The organism is Massilia forsythiae (assembly GCF_012849555.1).
In the GTDB taxonomy this organism is placed as follows: Bacteria; Pseudomonadota; Gammaproteobacteria; order Burkholderiales; family Burkholderiaceae_D; genus Telluria; species Telluria forsythiae.
The window spans coordinates 3515013-3534130 of the sequence record NZ_CP051685.1; the positions used below are offsets into that span (position 1 = coordinate 3515013).

Annotated in this window: 20 protein-coding genes and 1 tRNA gene; 8 read left to right on the forward strand and 13 right to left on the reverse strand. The window is 67.6% G+C overall.

Annotation, left to right across the window (positions count from 1 at the left end):
• Window positions 1-19: 19 nt before the first annotated feature.
• The 4 genes from HH212_RS15025 to HH212_RS15040 all read left to right on the forward strand — a co-directional run bounded on the left by HH212_RS15025 (window position 20) and on the right by HH212_RS15040 (window position 4478).
• Window positions 20-1084 (forward strand): ABC transporter ATP-binding protein, encoded by a 1065-nt coding sequence (locus tag HH212_RS15025; RefSeq protein ID WP_170203213.1) that lies wholly within the window; start codon window positions 20-22, stop codon window positions 1082-1084.
• Window positions 1085-1109: 25 nt separating this feature from the next.
• Complete coding sequence (locus HH212_RS15030) at window positions 1110-2279, forward strand: AbrB family transcriptional regulator (protein ID WP_170203214.1); 1170 nt, start codon at window positions 1110-1112, stop codon at window positions 2277-2279.
• Between the two features lie 153 nt (window positions 2280-2432).
• A complete protein-coding gene (locus HH212_RS15035; RefSeq protein WP_170203215.1) occupies window positions 2433-4319 on the forward strand; it encodes an MFS transporter in 1887 nt (628 codons plus the stop codon).
• An 82-nt stretch (window positions 4320-4401) separates the two neighbouring features.
• Window positions 4402-4478, forward strand: a tRNA-Pro gene (locus tag HH212_RS15040).
• Window positions 4479-4540: 62 nt separating this feature from the next.
• On the opposite strand, the gene HH212_RS15045 is transcribed toward HH212_RS15040, so the two are convergent.
• Both HH212_RS15045 and HH212_RS15050 read right to left on the reverse strand, forming a co-directional pair.
• The gene (locus tag HH212_RS15045) at window positions 4541-4759 is read right to left on the reverse strand and encodes a hypothetical protein (RefSeq protein WP_170203216.1); all 219 of its coding nucleotides are present in this window, start codon (window positions 4757-4759) and stop codon (window positions 4541-4543) included.
• 96 nt (window positions 4760-4855) lie between these two features.
• The gene (locus HH212_RS15050; protein ID WP_170203217.1) at window positions 4856-5074 is read right to left on the reverse strand and encodes a hypothetical protein; all 219 of its coding nucleotides are present in this window, start codon (window positions 5072-5074) and stop codon (window positions 4856-4858) included.
• A gap of 300 nt (window positions 5075-5374) precedes the next feature.
• Between HH212_RS15050 and HH212_RS15055 the strand changes: the two genes are divergently transcribed.
• Entirely contained in the window at window positions 5375-5839 is a 465-nt protein-coding gene (locus tag HH212_RS15055) for a hypothetical protein (protein ID WP_170203218.1), read from the forward strand.
• Between the two features lie 42 nt (window positions 5840-5881).
• Here the strand turns inward: HH212_RS15055 and HH212_RS15060 are convergent, their stop codons facing one another.
• From HH212_RS15060 to HH212_RS27745, 8 genes are read right to left on the reverse strand one after another with little or no spacing between them, the layout of a single operon-like run.
• Entirely contained in the window at window positions 5882-6976 is a 1095-nt protein-coding gene (locus HH212_RS15060) for a protein-glutamate methylesterase/protein-glutamine glutaminase (RefSeq protein WP_170203219.1), read from the reverse strand.
• A gap of 7 nt (window positions 6977-6983) precedes the next feature.
• Complete coding sequence (locus HH212_RS15065) at window positions 6984-7805, reverse strand: CheR family methyltransferase (protein WP_170203220.1); 822 nt, start codon at window positions 7803-7805, stop codon at window positions 6984-6986.
• A 7-nt stretch (window positions 7806-7812) separates the two neighbouring features.
• Window positions 7813-8337, reverse strand: a complete 525-nt coding sequence (locus HH212_RS15070) for a chemotaxis protein CheW (protein WP_170203221.1) — start codon at window positions 8335-8337, stop codon at window positions 7813-7815.
• Between the two features lie 7 nt (window positions 8338-8344).
• On the reverse strand, window positions 8345-10279 hold the full coding sequence (locus HH212_RS15075) for a HAMP domain-containing methyl-accepting chemotaxis protein (RefSeq protein ID WP_170203222.1): 1935 nt from the start codon (window positions 10277-10279) through the stop codon (window positions 8345-8347).
• Complete coding sequence (locus tag HH212_RS15080) at window positions 10264-12453, reverse strand: chemotaxis protein CheA (protein ID WP_170203223.1); 2190 nt, start codon at window positions 12451-12453, stop codon at window positions 10264-10266. Before HH212_RS15080 ends, HH212_RS15075 begins: the two co-directional genes overlap by 16 nt.
• On the reverse strand, window positions 12450-12746 hold the full coding sequence (locus HH212_RS15085; RefSeq protein ID WP_170203224.1) for an STAS domain-containing protein: 297 nt from the start codon (window positions 12744-12746) through the stop codon (window positions 12450-12452). The genes HH212_RS15080 and HH212_RS15085 overlap by 4 nt, the downstream gene beginning before the upstream one ends.
• A 17-nt stretch (window positions 12747-12763) precedes the next feature.
• The gene (locus HH212_RS15090) at window positions 12764-13132 is read right to left on the reverse strand and encodes a response regulator (RefSeq protein ID WP_170203225.1); all 369 of its coding nucleotides are present in this window, start codon (window positions 13130-13132) and stop codon (window positions 12764-12766) included.
• A gap of 8 nt (window positions 13133-13140) precedes the next feature.
• The gene (locus tag HH212_RS27745; RefSeq protein ID WP_211172344.1) at window positions 13141-14379 is read right to left on the reverse strand and encodes a methyl-accepting chemotaxis protein; all 1239 of its coding nucleotides are present in this window, start codon (window positions 14377-14379) and stop codon (window positions 13141-13143) included.
• 317 nt (window positions 14380-14696) lie between these two features.
• Here HH212_RS27745 and HH212_RS15100 point away from each other — a divergent pair, with 317 nt between their 5' ends.
• Window positions 14697-15545, forward strand: a complete 849-nt coding sequence (locus HH212_RS15100) for an SGNH/GDSL hydrolase family protein (protein WP_211172345.1) — start codon at window positions 14697-14699, stop codon at window positions 15543-15545.
• Between the two features lie 151 nt (window positions 15546-15696).
• On the forward strand, window positions 15697-15927 hold the full coding sequence (locus HH212_RS15105; protein ID WP_170203226.1) for a hypothetical protein: 231 nt from the start codon (window positions 15697-15699) through the stop codon (window positions 15925-15927).
• A 98-nt stretch (window positions 15928-16025) separates the two neighbouring features.
• On the opposite strand, the gene HH212_RS15110 is transcribed toward HH212_RS15105, so the two are convergent.
• Together HH212_RS15110 and HH212_RS15115 are read right to left on the reverse strand one after the other, a co-directional pair.
• Window positions 16026-17273 carry a PEP-CTERM sorting domain-containing protein gene (locus tag HH212_RS15110; protein WP_170203227.1) on the reverse strand — a complete coding sequence of 416 codons (1248 nt, stop codon included), beginning with the start codon at window positions 17271-17273 and terminating at the stop codon, window positions 16026-16028.
• A 209-nt stretch (window positions 17274-17482) separates the two neighbouring features.
• On the reverse strand, window positions 17483-17923 hold the full coding sequence (locus HH212_RS15115) for a DoxX family protein (RefSeq protein ID WP_211172346.1): 441 nt from the start codon (window positions 17921-17923) through the stop codon (window positions 17483-17485).
• 224 nt (window positions 17924-18147) lie between these two features.
• On the opposite strand from HH212_RS15115, the gene HH212_RS15120 reads away from it, so the two are divergent.
• Window positions 18148-18567 (forward strand): Hcp family type VI secretion system effector, encoded by a 420-nt coding sequence (locus tag HH212_RS15120; RefSeq protein ID WP_308633212.1) that lies wholly within the window; start codon window positions 18148-18150, stop codon window positions 18565-18567.
• A 172-nt stretch (window positions 18568-18739) separates the two neighbouring features.
• Here HH212_RS15120 and HH212_RS15125 read toward each other — a convergent pair whose 3' ends face one another.
• On the reverse strand, window positions 18740-19030 hold the full coding sequence (locus tag HH212_RS15125) for a hypothetical protein (RefSeq protein ID WP_170203228.1): 291 nt from the start codon (window positions 19028-19030) through the stop codon (window positions 18740-18742).
• Window positions 19031-19118: the final 88 nt, after the last annotated feature.

Here is a 19118-nt window from a genome sequence, read left to right on the forward strand (position 1 = left end):
ATATAAGCGAGACATCATCATGAACGTTTTGACCGTCAACGACCTGCACCTCGACTACGGCAGCGGCGCTTCCGCCAACCCCATCCTGAAAGGTGTGTCGATGCACCTGCAGCGCGGCGAGGTGGTGGCGCTGCTGGGCCCGTCCGGCAGCGGCAAGACCACGTTGCTGCGCGCCGTGGCCGGCCTGGAAAGCCCCAAGGCCGGCACCATCGACATCGGCGAGCGGCGCGTGTTCGACGGCGCCCGCAAGCTGGAACTGCCGGCCGAGGAGCGCAACCTGGGCCTGGTGTTCCAGTCGTACGCGCTGTGGCCGCACAAGACCGTGGCGGACAACGTCGCCTACGGCCTCAAGCTGCGCCGTATGGGCTCGAGCGAGATCGCCGCCAAGGTCAAGGAAGTGCTGGCCCAGCTCGGCCTGGGTCACCTGGGCGAGCGCTTCCCGCACCAGCTGTCGGGTGGCCAGCAGCAGCGCGTGGCGATCGCGCGCGCGCTGGTGTACAACCCGCCGGTGATCCTGCTGGACGAGCCGCTGTCGAACCTGGACGCCAAGCTGCGCGAGGAAGCGCGCGCCTTTTTGCGCGAACTGATCGTGCGCCTGGGCCTGTCGGCACTGATGGTGACCCACGACCAGGCCGAGGCGATGGCGATCTCGGACCGCATCCTGCTGCTCAACAATGGCAAGATCGAGCAGCAGGGCACGCCGCAATCGATGTACGAGGCGCCGGACACGCTGTTCACCGCCGAGTTCATGGGCAGCAACAACCGCCTGCCGGCCCAGGTCGTGCAGCGCAGCGGCGCCGGCGCGCGCGTGCGCGTGGAGGGCAGGGAACTCAACGCCACCGTGCGCAGCATGGACGCCGCGGCGGACGCCAAGGCGCTGATCCGGGTCGAGGAAGTGCGCATCGGCCGCACCCCGGTGGACAACGGCATCCAGTTGCCGCTGTCGACCTGCATGTACCTGGGCGACCGCTGGGAGTGTTTGTTCAAGAGCGGCGAATCGAGCGTGCGCGCCTACTCCAAGGGGCGCATCGATCCGGGCAACTACTGGCTGGAGATGCCGGCCGAGAAGCTCTGGGTGTTCTAAGGCCGGCGGCACGCGGGCATCGACGATGACGCGCCTGTCCAAAGCGCCTGCATCGGCATCGCCGCCGGCAGCGGGGCAGGGCGATGCGGCGTCGCCGTCCGTCCGTTCCCGCCTCGCGGTGACGCTGCGCACCTTCGTGCCGGCGCTGCTGCTGGCCTTCCTGGCGGCGCAGGCCTGCATCGCGCTCGACACGCCGCTGCCGTGGATGATCGGCCCGCTGTTTTCCACCGCCATCGCCTGCATGCTGGGCGCGCCCCTAGGAGCGCCGGTGCAGGCGCGCGAAGCCGGGCAGTGGGCCATCGGCACCGCGCTCGGGTTGTACTTCAGCGCCCCGGTACTGGCCGTACTGGGGCGCCACGCCGGCTGGATCGTGCTGGCGGTCGGCTTCACCGTCTGCCTCGGCGTGGCCGCCGGCGCGCTGCTGCGGCGCCTGTCCGGCAGCGACGACGTCACCGCCTTCTTCGCCATGGCGGCCGGCGGCGCCTCCGAGATGGCGGTGCAGGCCGAGCGCCACGGCGCCGTGGTCGAACGCGTCGCCGCCGCCCACAGCCTGCGCATCATGATGGTGGTCGGCACGATCCCGTTCGCGCTGCGCTGGTGGAGCCGCCACGGCGGCATGGGCAGCATGGGCAAAATGGCCGGCCTGGACACCTTCGTGCCGCTGGCCAGCCGCGTCGACACGCCCGGCCTGCTGCTCTTGATCCTGGCCACCAGCCCGGCGGCGCTGCTGTTGAAACGCCTGCGCCTGCCGAATGCCTGGGTGATCGGCCCCCTGGCGGTGGCGCTGCTGCTCACCGCCGCCGGCATCGAATTGTCGCGCCTGCCGGAATGGATGATCCGCGCCGGCCAGCTGTGCATCGGCGTCTCGCTCGGCACCCGCTTCACGCCCGGCTTCGTCCACACCGCGCCGCGCTTCCTGGCCAGCGTGGCCGTCTGCACGGCGGCGACCGTCCTCACGTCGGCCGGCTTCGCCTGGGGGCTCGCGCATGTCGCCGGACTGCACCCCGGCACCATGATGCTGGCGACCTCGCCCGGCGGCATCGCCGAGATGGCGCTGACGGCGCGCGTGCTGCACCTGGGCGTGCCGGTGGTGACCGCCTTCCACGTGTCGCGCATGGTCGTGGTGGTGCTCGGCATCGGGCCGCTGTACCGCGCCTGGGTGCACTGGCGCCGATCCGATGCGGGTCGAGGATGACGCTACCGATGCCTGTCGGGTAGCCGTCTTTGCATGGCCGGGTAGCATGATCCGCTACCTTGCGTTGGTTCTTGGCAATGTCATGTACGCAGTCGCCGTTGTGCTGTAGATTACGCATCCATCGACGACTTCCCGTGCCCGCGAGAGCCCCGCATGAGCCATCCAAGCCAGTTTTCCCTGCTGACCCAGCGCCGCTTCGGTCCCTTCTTCTGGACCCAGTTCTTGGGCGCGTTCAACGACAATTTGTTCAAGACCGCCCTGATGGTGGTGCTGACCTACGATGCGCTGTCGTGGACGTCGATGTCGCCGGCGCTGCTGAACAACCTGATCCCCGGCCTGTTCATCCTGCCCTACGTGGTGCTGTCCGCCACCGCCGGCCAGGTCGCCGACAAGTTCGACAAGGGCCGCATGGCGCGCTGGATCAAGGCGGTCGAGATCGGCATCATGCTGGTGGCCGGCGCCGGCTGGCTGACGCACCAGCTGTGGCTCCTGATCGCGGCGGTGGCCGGCATGGGCATCCACTCGACGCTGTTCGGCCCGGTGAAATACGCCTACCTGCCGCAGCACCTGAAGGCCGACGAACTGGTGGGCGGCAACGGCGTGATCGAGATGGGGACCTTCGTCGGCATCCTGCTGGGCGAGGTGGCGGGCGCGCTGCTGGCCGGCCGTGGGGCCACCGGCATCCACCTGGTGGTGGGCGCCACGCTGGCGGCGGCCGTGCTCGGGCTGGCCACCAGCTGGCGCATTCCGGCGTCGCCGGCGCCGGAGCCGGATTTGAAGATCAGCGCCAACATCGCCGGCGAATCGCTGCGCAACCTGGCCTATTCGCGCAAGAACCGCACCGTGTTCCTGTCGATGCTGGGCAATTCCTGGTTCTGGTTCTACGGCGCGCTGGTGCTGTCGCAATTCCCGCTGTACGCCAAGGATTACCTGCATGGCGACCACAGCGTGTTCGTGCTGCTGCTGACGATTTTCTCGCTCGGCATCGGCTCCGGCTCGCTGCTGTGCGAAAAACTCTCCGGCCGCAAGGTCGAGATCGGCCTGGTGCCGTTCGGCGCCATCGGCCTGTCGCTGTTCGGCATCGATTTGTACTTCGCCAGCCTGCACTACACGAACAGCGCGCCGGTCGGCGCCCTCGGCCTGCTGCACCAGGCCGGCACCCTGCGCATTCTGGCCGACCTGCTGCTGCTGGGCGTGTTCGGCGGCCTGTTCATCGTGCCGCTGTTCGCGCTGATCCAGACGCGCTGCGACCCCAAGCATGTCTCGCGCACCATCGCCGGCATGAACATCCTGAATGCGCTGTTCATGGTGGCCGCCGCCGGCGTTGCCATCTTCCTGATCAAGCGCGGCTTCACCATTCCCGAGATGTTCCTGACCACCGCGCTGCTGAACGCCGTGGTCGCCGTCTACATCTTCTCGCTGGTGCCGGAATTCCTGATGCGCTTCCTGGCCTGGCTGCTGATCCATACGATCCACCGCGTGTCGACCGTGGAGTCCGGACGCATTCCGGAAGAGGGCGCGGCGGTCCTGGTGTGCAACCACGTCAGCTACGTCGACGCCATCGTCATCATGGCGGCCAGCCCGCGCCCGATCCGCTTCGTGATGGACCACCGCATCTTCAAGACACCGCTGCTGGGTTTCATTTTCCGCACCGGCAAGGCGATTCCGATCGCGCCGGCCAAGGAAGACCCGTGGCTGATGGAAAAGGCCTTCATCGACATCGCCCACGCGCTGCACGACGGCGAGCTGGTCTGCATTTTCCCCGAAGGGAAACTGACGCGCACCGGCGAGATGAATGAATTCCGCGGCGGCATCGCCAGGATCGTCGAGCGCAGCCAGGTGCCGGTGATCCCGATGGCGCTGCGCGGCCTGTGGGGCAGCGTGTTCTCGCGCGACCCATCCAACGTGTTCGAGCGCTCGTTCGCGCGCGGCTGGCGCTCGCGCCTGGCGCTGGCGGTGGGGCGGCCGGTGCCGCCGCAGGAGGTGACGCCGGAGCACCTGCACGACGAAGTGCTGGCGCTGCGCGGGGAGTGGAAGTGAAGGGCGTGGAAGTAAGTCTTACGAAATCCGCATCGTTTTCCTTTGTGGATCGGTGCGGCTCTGGTATGATCGCAGGCTGAGTCGGGGCGTAGCGCAGCCTGGTAGCGTACCTGCATGGGGTGCAGGGGGTCGGAGGTTCGAATCCTCTCGCCCCGACCAAAGAATGCAAGATCGAAAAAGGGGTGATGCTTCCGGCATCGTCCCTTTTTTTCAATACCGCTTCACCTGAACCGGATGAGCGACTTGGCCAGCTTGCTGTATTCCTCGTGCTTCGCTTTCAAATCATCGTACAGGCGATCGAATTCGCTGCCGGCGACGACGAAGCCCAGTTCGACTTCGCGGATATAACGATGGAAAGTTGCGGTGGCATCGCGCCACTTCCGATGTGCGCTTTCGATGTTATCGAGGTCGGCATACGGGTTGAAACTGGGCATTTCCATCGCTAGGCTCCGAGCAAACTATGGACGGCAAATAGTACGCCATTTATGCGCCCTGCCTGGAAAAAGATTGCGGTCGCAAGCTTAAACCAATGACCGTCAATGTTGTGCCATCAGCATTCTGGCAAGTTCCCGATAACGCTCGTATTTGGCGTCGAGGATATCGCGCAGCGTCTCGAAGACATGGCTCGATCCGGTAGCGCCCTTTTTCATGCTGCGGATATAACAATGGAACTCATCGGTCGCCGCACACCATTCGTTGTGTGCGACCTCCAGCGCGGCAAGGCGGCTGACTAGCTGGCTGTTGGCAGTGCCCATGACACGTCTCCAAAATAGCAATCGATTTCGTCAAATGTTACCTTAACTTTAATTTCGCATGGGTGTGTTTTCACCAAGCGAACGGGTGTATGAGTGGTGCATAAAAATTTGACGATTTTGACGACGTACGGGTGTCTTCTTGCGTGTTGTACCGTACCGAAAGGCTGACGGGATAGACGTATTGTCATGATTCCCCGGGAGTGGCATGTCATCTCGATCAAGCCTCCTGGCTATGTAACCCGATTGGCCCCACTGCCGACACAGCGAACCGGCTGATCACCACTTGGATCGGAAAACTTCATGCAAAAAAACACAGCAGCCATCGTCGGCGGATTGATCGCCGGCCTCCTCACCACTGCCGTCATGCAGGCAGGCCGCCGCACCGGTGTTCTGACCAAGACCCTCGACCGCGACGCCGTCGACTGGATCGACAGGCACACCGACTCGCGCGCCGTCATCGGCGACACGGGCACCAGCGCGGTGGAATTCGTCAACCACCTGGGCGCCTCGGCCGCGTTCGCGCTGGCCCTGCCCAAGTTGAAGGAACTGGCGCCCACGCTGTCCCCGGTCGCGCTCGGCACCCTGTACGGCACCGCGCTGTACGCCATCAACATCGGCTGCATCGCGCCGCTGCTGGGCATCACCGAAGGCGAGGTCGAAGCCGGCCCGCGCAAGGCGGGCGAGCGCTGGGCGATCCACGTGCTGCAGGCGGTCGCTACCGCCGTCATCGCCGAGCGCTTGACCCAGGACGTCGACAACGACTGACGGCATGCCTGGACGCCGCCGGACCGGCGATTCAGGAACGCTTCAGTCCCACGTCAGCGGCGCCGCCCCGAACTGCACGATCTCCCGCTCGATCGCCCCGAGCGCCACCGTGCGCTCGACTCCGCCGCGCTTGACTGCTTCCTTCGGCATTCCGTACACCACGCAGCTGTGCTCGTCCTGCGCGAGCGTGCGCGCCCCCGCGCGCCGCATTTCCAGCATCCCGGCGGCGCCGTCGTCACCCATCCCGGTCATCAAGATGCCCAGCGCGTTGGTCCCGGCATGCCGCGCCGCCGAGCGGAACAGCACGTCCACCGAGGGCCGGTGCCGGCTCACCGGCGGGCCGTCCACCACGTCGACGCGGTAGTGGTCGCCGTCGCGGCGCAGCAGCAGGTGGCGCCCGCCCGGCGCGATCAGCGCCAGCCCGGGCAGCACGCGGTCGCCGTGGCGCGCCTCGCGCACCGCGATGCGCGACAGGCGGTCCAGGCGCTCGGCGAATGCCGCGGTGAACTGTGCCGGCATGTGCTGCACGACGACGATGCCGGGCGCGCCGGGCGGCAGCGCCGCCAGCACCGCTTCCAGCGCCTGGGTGCCGCCGGTGGAAGCGCCGATCGCCACCACGCGTTCGTCGCCGTGCGCCGATGCCTGTGCCGCGCCGAGCGGCGCCAGCACGGCATCCGCCGTCAGCTTCGGCGCCGGTGCTGCTGGCGGCGGACGTGCACCCAGGCGGCGCACGTCGGCATAGGCCGCGGCGCGTACCGCCGCCACCAGTTCGCCGGCGCGCTCGTGCAGGAAATCCTTCAGGCCGAGCTGCGGCTTGGCGATCACGGACACCGCGCCCGCCGCCAGCGCCGCCATCGCGGCTTCCGGACCGCCGGCCAGGGCCGAGCACACCACCACCGGCGTCGGCCGCTCGGCCATCAGTTTCTTCAAGAAGGCGAGGCCGTCGGTGCGCGGCATCTCGATGTCGAGCACGATCACGTCCGGCCACTGGCGCTGCATGCGTTCGAGCGCGCGCGGCGGGTCGGACACCGCATGCAGCAGGCGCATGCCGGGCGCCTGCGCCAGCAGGGCGCCGACCGTGCGCCGCACGACGGCCGAGTCGTCCACCACCATCACGTCGATCGTCCGGTTGGGCATGCCGGGATCAAGCCGCCTTGCGGTAGACCGAGGGCATCACGTGCACCAGGGTGTCGCTCAGCTCGTGCAGGCTTTCGGCGTGGCCGATGACGAAGTGGCCGCCCGGCTTCAGGTGCGCGGCCACGCGCGCGACCACCTGGCGCTTGGTGTCGCCGCTGAAGTAGATCATCACGTTGCGCAGGAAGATGACGTCGAACAGGCCGAGGTCGGCCGGCAGCTGCGTGTTCAGGTTCACCTGGCGCAGCTGCACGCGGCGGCGCAGCGCGCGCTCCACCAGCAGCGTGCCGTGCTCCTCGCGGATGCCTTTCATGCAAAAGCGGCGCAGGTAGTCGGGCGGGATGTGGTCGGCGCGCGCCATCGGGTAGTGGCCGGTGCGGGCGCGTTCCAGCATGCTGGCGCTGATGTCGGAGCCGGCCACTTCCCACGGCAGTTCGCCGAGCACGTCGGCCAGCACCATGGCGATGCTGTACGGTTCCTCGCCGGACGAGCAGGCGGCGCTCCAGACGCGATACGGCGCGTTGGCGCGCAGGCCGGCCCTGGCGGCCCCCGCCTGCGCGCGCAGCAGGTCGAAATGGCGCGGCTCGCGGAAGAAATAGGTTTCGTTGGTGGTCAAGAGGTCGACCGCCAGCTGCACCTCGTCCGGATGGCTGCCGCTGCTCAGCAGGCGGAAGTAGGCGTCGTACGAGGCCAGGCCGTGGTGCTGCAGGCGCCTGGCCAGGCGCCCGGCCACCAGCGCCATCTTCGATTCGACCATCGTGATGCCGGCCATCTCGAAGATGAAGCGGCGGAAGCTGGCGAATTCGCCCGGGCTGATCGCGCAGTGGGACATGGCGGGGTCAGGCCGCCAGCGCCGCCGGCGCCGCCGGCTCGGGCGCGTCGTCCAGCACCAGCACCTGCGCCACGTCGAGCAGGATGACGAAGCCGCCATTGACCTTGCCCATGCCGGCGATGTAGTCGCCATGGATGCGCGTGCCGAAGGCCGGCGCCGGCTCGATCTCGGCGGCGGGAATGTCGAGCACCGCGCTGACCGCGTCGACGATCACGCCGGTCACCTGCGGCCCGTCCGGCGCGGCCAGTTCGACGATGACGATGCAGGTGCGCCGGCCCGGCACGGCCGGCGCGCGGCCGAAGCGCGCCGCCAGGTCCAGCACCGGCACCACCGCGCCGCGCAGGTTGATCACGCCGCGGATCGACGGCGGCATCATCGGCACCTCGGTGACGTTGCCGAACTCGATGATTTCCTTGACCGCCATGATGCCGATGCCGAAGGCTTCGCCGCCGAGCGCGAAGGTCAGGTATTGCGCCGTTGCTGCCGCTTCGGGCGCGGTCGCGGGCGCGGGCGCTTGCGATGCTGTCGTCATGGCGCGCTCAGAAATGGGTGAAGTTGGCTTCGTCCGGCTCGCCGTGGCGCGCCGGGCTGTCGGCCAGGCGCAGCGCATTGCCGCGCCGCGCCGGGCGCACCGGGGCCGGCCGCGCCACCATCGCCAGCCTGCTGCGCGGCGCCTGCGCGCCCGCCGCATCGCCGCCCACGCGGAAGAAGCCCATCGCCTGCTGCAGCTGCTCGGCCTGGCTGCTCATCTCGTCGGCGGTGGCCGCCAGCTCTTCCGAACTGGAAGCGTTCTGCTGGGTGGTCTGGCTCATCTGGCCGACCGCGGCGTTGATCTGGGTGACGCCGGTGGACTGCTCTTCCGAGGCCGCCGTGATTTCCTGCACCAGGTCCGAGGTCTTGCGGATGTTCGGCACCATGCGGTCGAGCAGGGCGCCGGCGCGCTCGGCCAGTTCCACGCTGCTGGTGGCCACTTCGCCGATCTCCTGCGCCGCCACCTGGCTGCGCTCGGCCAGCTTGCGCACCTCGGCCGCCACCACCGCGAAGCCCTTGCCGTGCTCGCCGGCGCGCGCCGCCTCGATGGCGGCGTTCAGGGCCAGCAGGTTGGTCTGGTAGGCGATGTCGTCGATGATCCCGATCTGGCGTGCGATGCGCTGCATCGCGGCGACGGTCGCCTTGACCGCTTCGCCGCCCTCGACCGCCTCGCGCGCCGCCTGCGCCGCCATGCCGTCGGTGACGCGCGCGTTTTCCGTGTTCTGCGCGATCGAGGCGGTGATCTCTTCCAGCGAGGCGCTGGTCTGCTCGACCCCGGCGGCCTGCTCGGAGGCCGCCTGCGACAGCGACTCGGCAGTGGCGCTGACCTGTTCCGACGCCGACGCCAGCGATTGCGCGCTGCCATTGACTTCGCCGACCACGACGGACAGCTTGTCCATGGTGGCGTTCGAGTAGTCCTTCAGCTTGGCGAAGGCGCCCTGGTAGTCCTTGTCGATGCGCTTGCCCAGGTCGCCCTCGGCCAGAGCCGACATCACGCGCACCACGTCGTCGACGCTGGCGCCGGTGGTGGTCACCAGCTGGTTCAGGCCGTCGCCCATCTCCTTCTGGAAGCCCTGCATGCCGGCGGTGTCGACGCGGGCGTCGAAGTTGCCGCGGTTGGCCGCTTCCACCACCGTGCGCTGGCCGGCGATCACCTGGCGCAGCTTGGTGACCATCTGGCCGACGGCGAACAGCATGCTGCCATGGTCGCCCTGGCGCACCACCACGTCGCTCGACAGGTCGCCGTCGGCGATGCGCCTGAGGACGGCGGCGGCGTAGGCCGGCTCGCCGCCCAGCGTGCGGGTCAGGCTCAGCGTGATCCACACGGCCATGCCGATCCCCATCAGCACGGCCAGCGCACCGAGCATCAGCATGCGGTCGCGCGCGCCTACGTATTCGGCGGCGGCCTGCTTGCCGGATTCCTCCATCGACCCGGCCTGGTGCTGGATCATGTTGTCGATCGCCTTGATGTAGGCGGCCTGCAGCGGCGCCATGCGGTTCAGCACCAGGTCGCGCGCCTCGGCGCGGCGGCCGGCGTTGACCAGGTTGACGAATTCCTCCTGGGTGCCGATGTACTTCTGGCGCTGCTCCAGCACGGCGTCGAAGTATTCCCTGCCGGTGCTCGAACTGACCAGTTTCTTCAGCTTGTCGAGGTCGACCAGGATGTCCTTGCGCGAGGACTCGATGCTGGCCAGCTCGCGCCGGGTCACGTCGGCGTCGTCGGTCATCACGATGCTGCGCATGGCGATGGCGATTTCCTGGATGTCGCCGATCAGGTCGTAGCTGGCGGCGACCTTCGGATACTTGTCTTTCACCAGTTCGTCGACGTTGGCGCTGACGCTGGCCAGGCTGCGCACGGCCAGCAGGATGACGGCCACCAGCAACAGGCCGACGACGCCGAATCCCAGGGCCAGGCGGACACTTACTTTCAGATTGCGGAACACGGGATACTCCTTGCGGCGCTTGCCGCGCGATGGGAAATCAAATCATGGTTGTCGTGTTCGACGCCGGCGAACAGCGCCGCCACGTCGAGGATCAGGGCGACGCCGCCGTTGCCCAGGATCGAGGAACCGCATAGGAAGCGCGCACCGGCGAACACCTTGCCGAGCGGCTTGATCACGGTCTGGAACTCGCCCAGCAGGGCGTCCACCACCAGGCCGGCGCGGCGGCCGCCGTAGCGCACCACCACGATGCTCTGGCGCCGCGCCAGCGCGCCCTCGATGCCGAAGCGTTCACGCAGGCGCACGAAGGGCAGCGGCCGGCCGCGCAGGTCGACGTAGTCGCGTCCCGGCACGGCGTGGAATTCGATGCATTCCTCGACCACGTCCATCGGGATCACGAACACCGACTTGCCGACGCCGACCTGGAAGCCGTTGATGATTGCCAGCGTCAGCGGCAGGCGCACGCTGACCGTGGTGCCGGCGCCTTCGGTGCTGGCGATGTCGACGCTGCCGCGCAGCGCCACGATGTTGCGCTTGACCACGTCCATGCCGACGCCGCGCCCGGACAGGCTGGTCACCTGCTCGGCGGTCGAGAAGCCGGGCTCGAAGATCAGGTTGAAGATTTCCTTGTCGGACAAGGCGCGTCCCGGCTCCACCAGGCCGCGCTCGACCGCCTTGGCCAGGATGCGCGCGCGGTTCAAACCGCCGCCGTCGTCGGCCACCTCGATCACGATGCTGCCCGAGTCGTGGTAGGCGTTCAGCGCCACCGTGCCCTGCGCCGGCTTGCCGCGCGCGGCGCGCAGCTCGGCGCTCTCGATGCCGTGGTCCATGGCGTTGCGCACCAGGTGGGTCAGCGGGTCGCCGATCTTTTCCACCAGCGTCTTGTCCAGCTCGGCGTCCTCGCCGCTCAGGGCCAGGCGGATGTCCTTGCGCAGTTCGCGCGCCACGTCGTGCACCACGCGCTCGAAGCGCTTGAAGGTGGCGCCGATCTTGACCATGCGCAGCTGCAGCGCGCTGTCGCGCACTTCCTCGACCAGGCCGGACAGGGTAGCGGTGCGTTCCAGCAGCTCGGGAACGTCGGTGCGGCGCGCCACCAGGTCGACGCCGGCGCCGGCGATGATCAGTTCGCCCACCAGGTTGATCAGGCGGTCCAGCTTGTCGGCGTCGACGCGCACGGTGCGCGCCTCCTGCTGCGGGCGTGGTTCCGGCGCCTGGCGCTGCTTGGCCAGCGCCGCTTCCACCACCGGCGCGCGCACCGCGCCCTGGTCGACCAGGATGGCGCCGATCGGCACGAATTCGCCGCCGCCGCTGCTGGCCGCCGATTGCGCCGCCAGCGCCTGTTCCAGTTCGTGCGCGGTGACGCTGCCGCAGCGGACCAGCATCTCGCCCAGGCGCTCGCGCTGCTCGGGCACCTCGTCCAGCCAGGCGATGTATTCGGCGGCGCGGCTGTGCGGCGCCAGGATGCGGATCTGGCAATCGTCGCGCACGAAGTCGAACACGTCGTCGATGGTGGCTTTGTCCGTGCTGCTCGACAGGCCGATCTCGAAGCCGAGGTAGCAGGATTCCGGGTCGAACTCGTCGGCCTCGGGCAGGCCGTCGGCCAGCGTGGCGATGCCGGTGACCTGGCCGAGCTGGCCCAGGTAGCGGATGAAGGACAAGGGGTCCATGCCGTTGCGCAGCACGTCCGGGCCGAAGCGCAGCGAGATGTGCCACTGCTCGTGCTCGTTTGCCGGCGCAGGTGCGGGCGCGGACGACGGCGTGGCGGGTGGGGCCGCGGCCGCGGCCGGGGCGCCGCCGAGATGGCCGTGCAGCGCCGCCAGCAGCGGCGCGCCGGCGGCCAGCAGGCCGGCGTCGGCATCGAGCGTGCCCGCCTCGACCGCGTCGACCAGCGCGCCGATGTGGTCGCGGCAGGCCAGCAGCAGGCTGACCAGGTCGTCGCCGAACGGCAGGGCGCCAGCGCGCACCTTGTCCAGCACGCTTTCCGCCACGTGGGTGAAGTCGACCACCGGGTCCAGCCCGAACATGCCGGCCGAGCCCTTGATCGTGTGGGCGGCGCGGAAGATGGCGTCGATGGCGTCGGCGCCGTCGTGCCCGGCCGCCAGCAGCGCGCTTTCCATCTGCTCGAGCAGCTCGCGGCTCTCGGCGATGAAGGTGTGCATCAACTGGTCGATGTTCATGGCAGCTCGCCCTCGAGCGTCAAGCCGAGCAGGGCCAGCACGTCGCGCACGGCGGCGCCGGCGGCGGGCACGGCCAGCCGCTTGCCCAGCCGCGCCGCTTCGCGCCGCGCCATCAGCAGCAGCTGCAGGCCGGCGCTGTCGAATTCGGTGACGGCGGACAGGTCGAGGGCCGGCGCCGGATGCGTGCGCACCGCGTCCAGCAGCAGCGGCTTCAGTTCCGCCGCGCGGTAGATCGTCATCTCGCCGGCGATCGCCAGCGGCGCGGGGGCGGGTGCGTTCGCTTGCAGGTTCATTGGCGGCTCGGCACGCGTCACGCCAGCGTCAGCTTCTGGACCGCGGCCAGCAGCGCTTCCGGCTTGAACGGCTTGACCATCCAGGCGCGCGCGCCGGCGGCCTTGCCTTGCTCCTTCTTTTCTTCCTGCGACTCGGTGGTCAGCATCAGCACCGGCGTGAACTTGTAGGCGGGACGGGTCTTCAGCTCGCGCAGGAAGGCGATGCCGTCCATGTTGGGCATGTTGACGTCGCTGATGATCAGGTTGACCTTCTGCCCGGTCAGCTTGGCCAGCGCGTCCTTGCCGTCGCAGCCTTCGATGACCTCGTAGCCGGCCTGGCGCAGGGCGATGCCGACGACCTGGCGGATCGACAGCGAGTCGTCCACCACCATGATGGTTTTTGCCATGGGTATTCCTAGAAAAAGGTGAGTTCTTCGGCCGGCGCCGCGGCCGGGCTGCCGGCCGCGGCGGACTTGCGCACGTGCAGCGTGCGTTCCTCGGCCATCGCGTAGGTGCTTTCCAGCTCGGCCAGCAGCGCCTGCGCCTCCAGCGGCGCCAGGCCGCCGGCGCAGCGCGCGGCGTGTTCGTCGAGGTAGGAGGGCAGGCGCTCGACGTTCTGGCGCACGTGCGACAGGATCTGGCTGACGCGGTCCTGGAACTGCAGCTGCACCAGCGACTGCCCGACCTCGGCCTGGATGCCGGCGCTTTCGCGGCGCAGCAGCTCGGACGAACGCGCCTGCGCCTCGGTCACCTGGCGCAGCGACGCCAGCACGTGGCCGATGGTCCGTTCCGACGCCTGCGCCGCGCGCGTCTCCTCGCGCATCGATTCGCCGGCCGCACGGCAGGTGGCGTCGATCGCCGCGCTGATCTGGCCGACCTGCTCGGCGATGTGCTTGCCGGCGTCGGCCGAGCGGTTGGACAGCATGCGCACCTCGTTGGCGACCACGGCGAAGCCGCGTCCGGCCTCGCCGGCGCGCGCCGCCTCGATCGCCGCGTTCAGCGCCAGCAGGTTGGTCTGCCAGGCGATGCTGGCCACGTCGGCCGCCATCTTCTGCAATTGCGCCGTGACCTGCTGCAATCCTTCGATGCGCCCCACCATCTGCTGCTTGGTGGCGGCCGCAGCGGCGAGCATGTCCAGCAGCGAGCGCAATTCGGTTTCGCTGGCGGCGAACACGCCGGCCAGGTCCGCGTCCGCACCGTCCTCGCCGGGGCCGTCCTTCCCGACGCGATGTGCGCCCGAGGCGGCCAGCGCCTGTTCCAGCCGCATGACGATGCCGCCGAAGCGTTCGGCCAGCGCCTCCACCGCCGACGCGGTCTGCATGCGCGAGGCGTCGATGTGCGCGCCCCATACCTGCGCCACCTGTTCGCCGAAGCGGCGGCGGCTGGCGAGGTAGGCGTCCAGGTCCGCGTTTCGGGCCGGCGCCGCGGCCGGCGCCTGGAAAAGCATGCCGGCGGCGGCGGCCAGCAGCAGGGCGGCGAACAGCCAGCCATGCCATTGCCAGGCGGCCAGCGGCACGATGGCGCAGGCCGCGGCCACGGCCAGCATCAGGGGGAAATAAGCGTTCAGGGGGCGTTGGCGCATCACGCGTCGCTCGGTAGGCATGTCGGAATATCGGGTAGCGGCTGGATGCCTTTGCAGGCAAGGCCGGTGCATGTGCGCGCGCCGCCGCCGATGGACGCGATGCCGGCGCGAGCAAACAGATCATTGCAGATTTAGTTGCCGTAGCGCAAGCATGAGTGCATGGATTCGTGCTGGGGGTCGCGTAAATAACACAAGATCCGGCTGATTTCCTGCTGTGTTATTGGAATGAAATTATCTGATCGATCTCATCGACGCATGGTTTGACGCGTGTTTCCGAAGCGGGCATGGTGCAAGACGATTGATCCTGGATGAACCAGTCACTCGTTCCGCTGGTTTTGACGCTGACGAATATCAATGCTAGCGTTGGACTTCCTTGAACGGGAGGTCATATGCAATTCGGTAACGTCTATTGGGATGCCGCCCTGATGCGCAGCGACGACCGCTATCCCTCGATCCTGGCGATCGGCGATTCCTGGTTCTGGTACCCATTCCCCGGCGGTTCGCTGCTGAATCACCTGGGGCCGATGGTGGCCCCGAAGGAGCATGTGATCCTGGCCTATGGCAACAACGGTGCCGAAGCCTACGACTACGTGCGCGGCAAGTACGCGCGCCCGATCGATACGGCGCTGCAGCTGTACGGCAGTTCGCTGTCGGCCGTGTTCATCAGCGGCGGCGGCAACGATTTCGCCGGCATCAACGACTTGCGGCCGCTCCTGCTGGATGACTGCTCGGCCTGCGCCACGGCCGCGGGGTGCTTCCGCGAACGCGCGCAGGCGGGCAGCCTGGGCTGGCTGCTCGACAAGATCGGCGCCAGTTACATCGCGCTGATCGACCGGGTCACCGGCGCGACCTGGCATACCGGCGTGGTGGATGCCGGCGGCCGTACCGCCAGCGCCACCGGCGCCACCAGGATCATCCTGCACAACTACGACTACGCGCCGGTGACGGGCGCGGGGCTGTTCGGGCCGGGCAGCTCGCCCTGGCTGCTACCCGCCTTCTTGGCCGCCAAGGTGGCGCCGCCGCTGCGCGACCAGTGCATCGTGTTGCTGATCGACGGGTTCACGGCGATGCTGCAGAGGGTCGCGGCGCGCTATCCGGGCCGCGTGTTCGTGGTCGACAGCCGCGAAGCCCTGCAGCGCGGCGACTGGGCCAACGAATTGCATCCGACGCCGGGCGGTTTCGCCAAGATCGCGGCGCGCTGGCAACCGGTGTTGCGCCAGCAGGGGTTGGCGCCCTGAACGGGCAGGAAGATCCGGCCGCCGGCATGCGCTTGCGCAAGACACGCACCGGTGGCAACTGGCGACTTGCGCATGAGCTGTATCCGCACAGTAAGCGAATACCGGGGCCGGCTAGCATCCACCGATGATGTCATTCAACGGTGGAGGAACGATGCTCATCGAATTTCGCAGCGATGTCCCGCAGGAAGTGCGCCTGCTGCTGTGCGGCCGCATGATCGGCACGGTGGTCGAGATCGACGGCGAACGATACCGGGTCGATGATTTCGATTTGAAATCGCGCGAATTCCGGGTGCGGCGCGTCTTGTCGGGCAACCAGGTTGTGCCGAACACGGCCACCGAAAACGTGTTTTTCCAGAACATCAAGCATCTGGTCGTCGGCTGAGTCGAACAGTCGAGGAGCGTCATGCAAACGAGCCGGCCCTGACGCCGGCTCGTTTCGTTTACGCGCTTTCGTTGTGGTTGCGGATGGTGTCGCGACAATTACTTCCTGCGCGTGCGCAAGCGCGTGCCGCCGATCAGCGCCAGTCCCAGCAGCACCATCGCCGCCGAGGCCGGTTCCGGGACCATGCCCAGTTGCTGCGCGGCGATGCGCTGCAGCGTCAGGGCATCGGCTTGCGAGATGCCCAGGTCGCGCGCGGCGATTTCGTTGGCGCCGAGCGACAGCGGATCGAGGCCGGTGATGGTGCCGAACTGCACCAGCGCATCCAGGTAGGAGCCGTACTTGCTGGCGTGCAGGTAGTCGTCCCACCACAGATTCATGGCGTCGCCCGCCTGGTTCGGCACGAACACGCCGTTGGCGTCGTAGAAGCCGCCGGTCTTGACCAAGCCCTGGTCGAAGGCGAGCTGGAACGCGTCGCCGGCGCCGATCACGCCCGCGAAGTGGCCGTTGGCGGCGGCTTCGCCATAGATCGACGCGTGCAGGTCGGACGTCATGGCGGCCAGGGATTGGTAGTACAGCGTCGCCTGGGTGTTGGTGCCGTCCGGGACCGGGCTGCCGGTGGGGCTGGTGGTGTCCGCCGTCGTCACCAGGTGGGCATACACCATGTCCGGGCGCGCCCAGGTTTCGGTCAGGTAGACCTTGGCGTCCGGATTGGCATTGACGTTCTGCGGGATGGTGCGCACGGTGTTGCAGGTCGCGGCCGACGAGCCGGTGGCCATGCAGGCGGCCAGGCTGCCGTACAGCGCGGTTTCGGTATAGGTCTGCGCCTTGCCCGAGTGGATGAATTGCTCGAGCTTGTCCGCATAGGCGCGGAACTGGGCCGGATTGGCGTTCTTGCCCGAACCGACCGGCAGGGTGGCATCGCTCTGCTCCTGCAGCACCACGACGTCCCATTTCTGCGAGGCGACATTGCCGCGCAAGTCCCAGGCGCTGTTCGCGGTGTTTAGGAACTGGCCGCGCAGCGACGCCGCGTTGCGCGCCGAGATCGAGACATCGTAATCGAGACCTTTTTCGACAGTAAATTGCTTGAAGATACCGGCGATGCCGCCCCACGGGTGCGGTTCCCAGGGGTTGGCGCCGGTCGCGTTGGCGGCGTAGAAACCGGCGGTCAGGTCGTGCACGTTGGCGGCGTTGTAGCGCATCACCGGGTCGACCCGGCCGAAGGTGTAGCTGTTGCCGACGAACAGGATTTCGATGGGGGCGGCGCTGACGGCCGGGGCCGCCGCGACCACGAGCGCGGCACAGGCGGCGCGCCAGGACCAGCGCTTGGGGTTGAAAGGAACATGCATGATTGTCTCCGTTTTGGTGGCTGCTTGGATGTTATTCGGACTGCAACGGTATCGTGCAGCGGAAGCGGCAAGCGTGACAATAAGCGTTTTCCCTTATAGTCGTTTCATTGCGAATTTATACTCCATTTGGTAAATACATTCTGCTTTAGGAAATTCAAGCAAGTGTATGTACTAAAAATGGGGATGGAATGCAGGTTCCATTCATCACCTCATGCATGCGCGAGCCGTTCGTGGCGGCGTGGGTGCAGGCGCCATGTGCTCCACCAGATCAGCCACAGCAAGGCCGCCTGGATCGGCAGCCGCAGCCACAGCACCCACAACGGAAACGGAAACAGGTCGTGCCGCTGCAGCATGTAGATGTGCGCCGGCGTCACGGCCAGCGTCAGCAGGATCAGGCCGATGCCGGCGGCGCGGCGGGTCGCGGGCACCAGGATGCCCACCGCGCCGAGCAGCTCGAACACGCCGCTGACCAGGACGGCGGCGACCGGCCACGGGATGTAGGGCGGCACGATGCGCGCCTCGGTGCCGGTGGCGGCGAAGTGGGCGATGCCGCCGATGAAGAACCAGAGGAAGACGAAGGCGAGTCCCGCCACCTGTCCATTGCCGGCCCGGCGCGTGCGCCACGCGCGTTTCAATCCATCCAGTGCCATGCCATTCTCCATCGATTTCCGTTGATATTGATGAAAAGCTATCATCAAGCCGTGCGGCAGGGCGCACTTCAGCCATCGACCGGCAAGTGCGATCCGAGCCGAATCGCTTTGCGTCGTATCAAATATTCGCTTGGCCGCACCTTCTCTTAATACGCGTCTCGATGTCGATTTAATTTCCTGGAGGATATTTCAGCCAGAATGCGTCGTCACCACAAGGAGGGACCATGGCTACGGACTACTACCTGCAGCTGGATGGCATCAAGGGCGAATCGGCGGACCCGCGCCACGCCGGCTGGATCGAGTGCACGTCGGTCGGCTGGTCGATCCAGCGCACCAGGCGCGTGCCGGCGCCGGCCGCTGCCAACGGCCATGCCGCCGAGCGCGCCGCCGATCGTGCCGAACGGACCGAACGCGCCGAACTGAGCGAGATCGCCATCGACAAGCTGATCGACGTGTCCTCGCCGATGCTGGCGGAGCTGTGCGCCTGCGGCAAGACGATTCCGCGCGCCAGGCTGGAAATGCTGCGCGCCGGCGGCAATGGGGAAGCCACCAAATACTATGAAGTGGAACTGGAAAACGTGCTATCACACACATCGCACCCAGCTTCCATGGCGGCGACATTCCGATCGAACATCTCGCCCTGAAGTTCTCCAAGGTGCAGTGGAAATATACCCAGCAAAAAATCGGCGGCGGTGGCGGCAACACCGCCGGCGGCTGGGACCTGGGTCTCGACCACGCCGCCTGACGGCGTTTCCACTCCTTGCCGGCGCTCGCCATGCATCGCCTGCAACTTTCCGCTCCCTACCGGGATACCCGCTAAAAAGGCGGCGGCGCGTCCGGCAAGGGCGGCGCCACGTCCAGGTCGAGTTCGCTGCGCGGCAGGGCGCCCAGGTCGGCGCCCTCGGCCAGGGCCGGCGCCTGGAATGCCGCATGCACACGGGCCCCATGCTTTTGCACGGAGGCCAGCATCACCGGCAAGGCCGGAAAATACGGCTGCAGCCGCGCCAGCAAGGCGTCGCCTGCACCCGGCGTCACGTAGGCGGGCGGCGGAAAGGCGATCGCCACACGCACGCCCTGCAATTCGGTGACTGCCACGCCAATCTTCATCCGTGTTTCCTCGCACTTTCCTGATTGTCGCCGACTGGTTCGGGCGATGCCGCATCACATCTTACGCCCGTCAACAATTTGCAGCGCG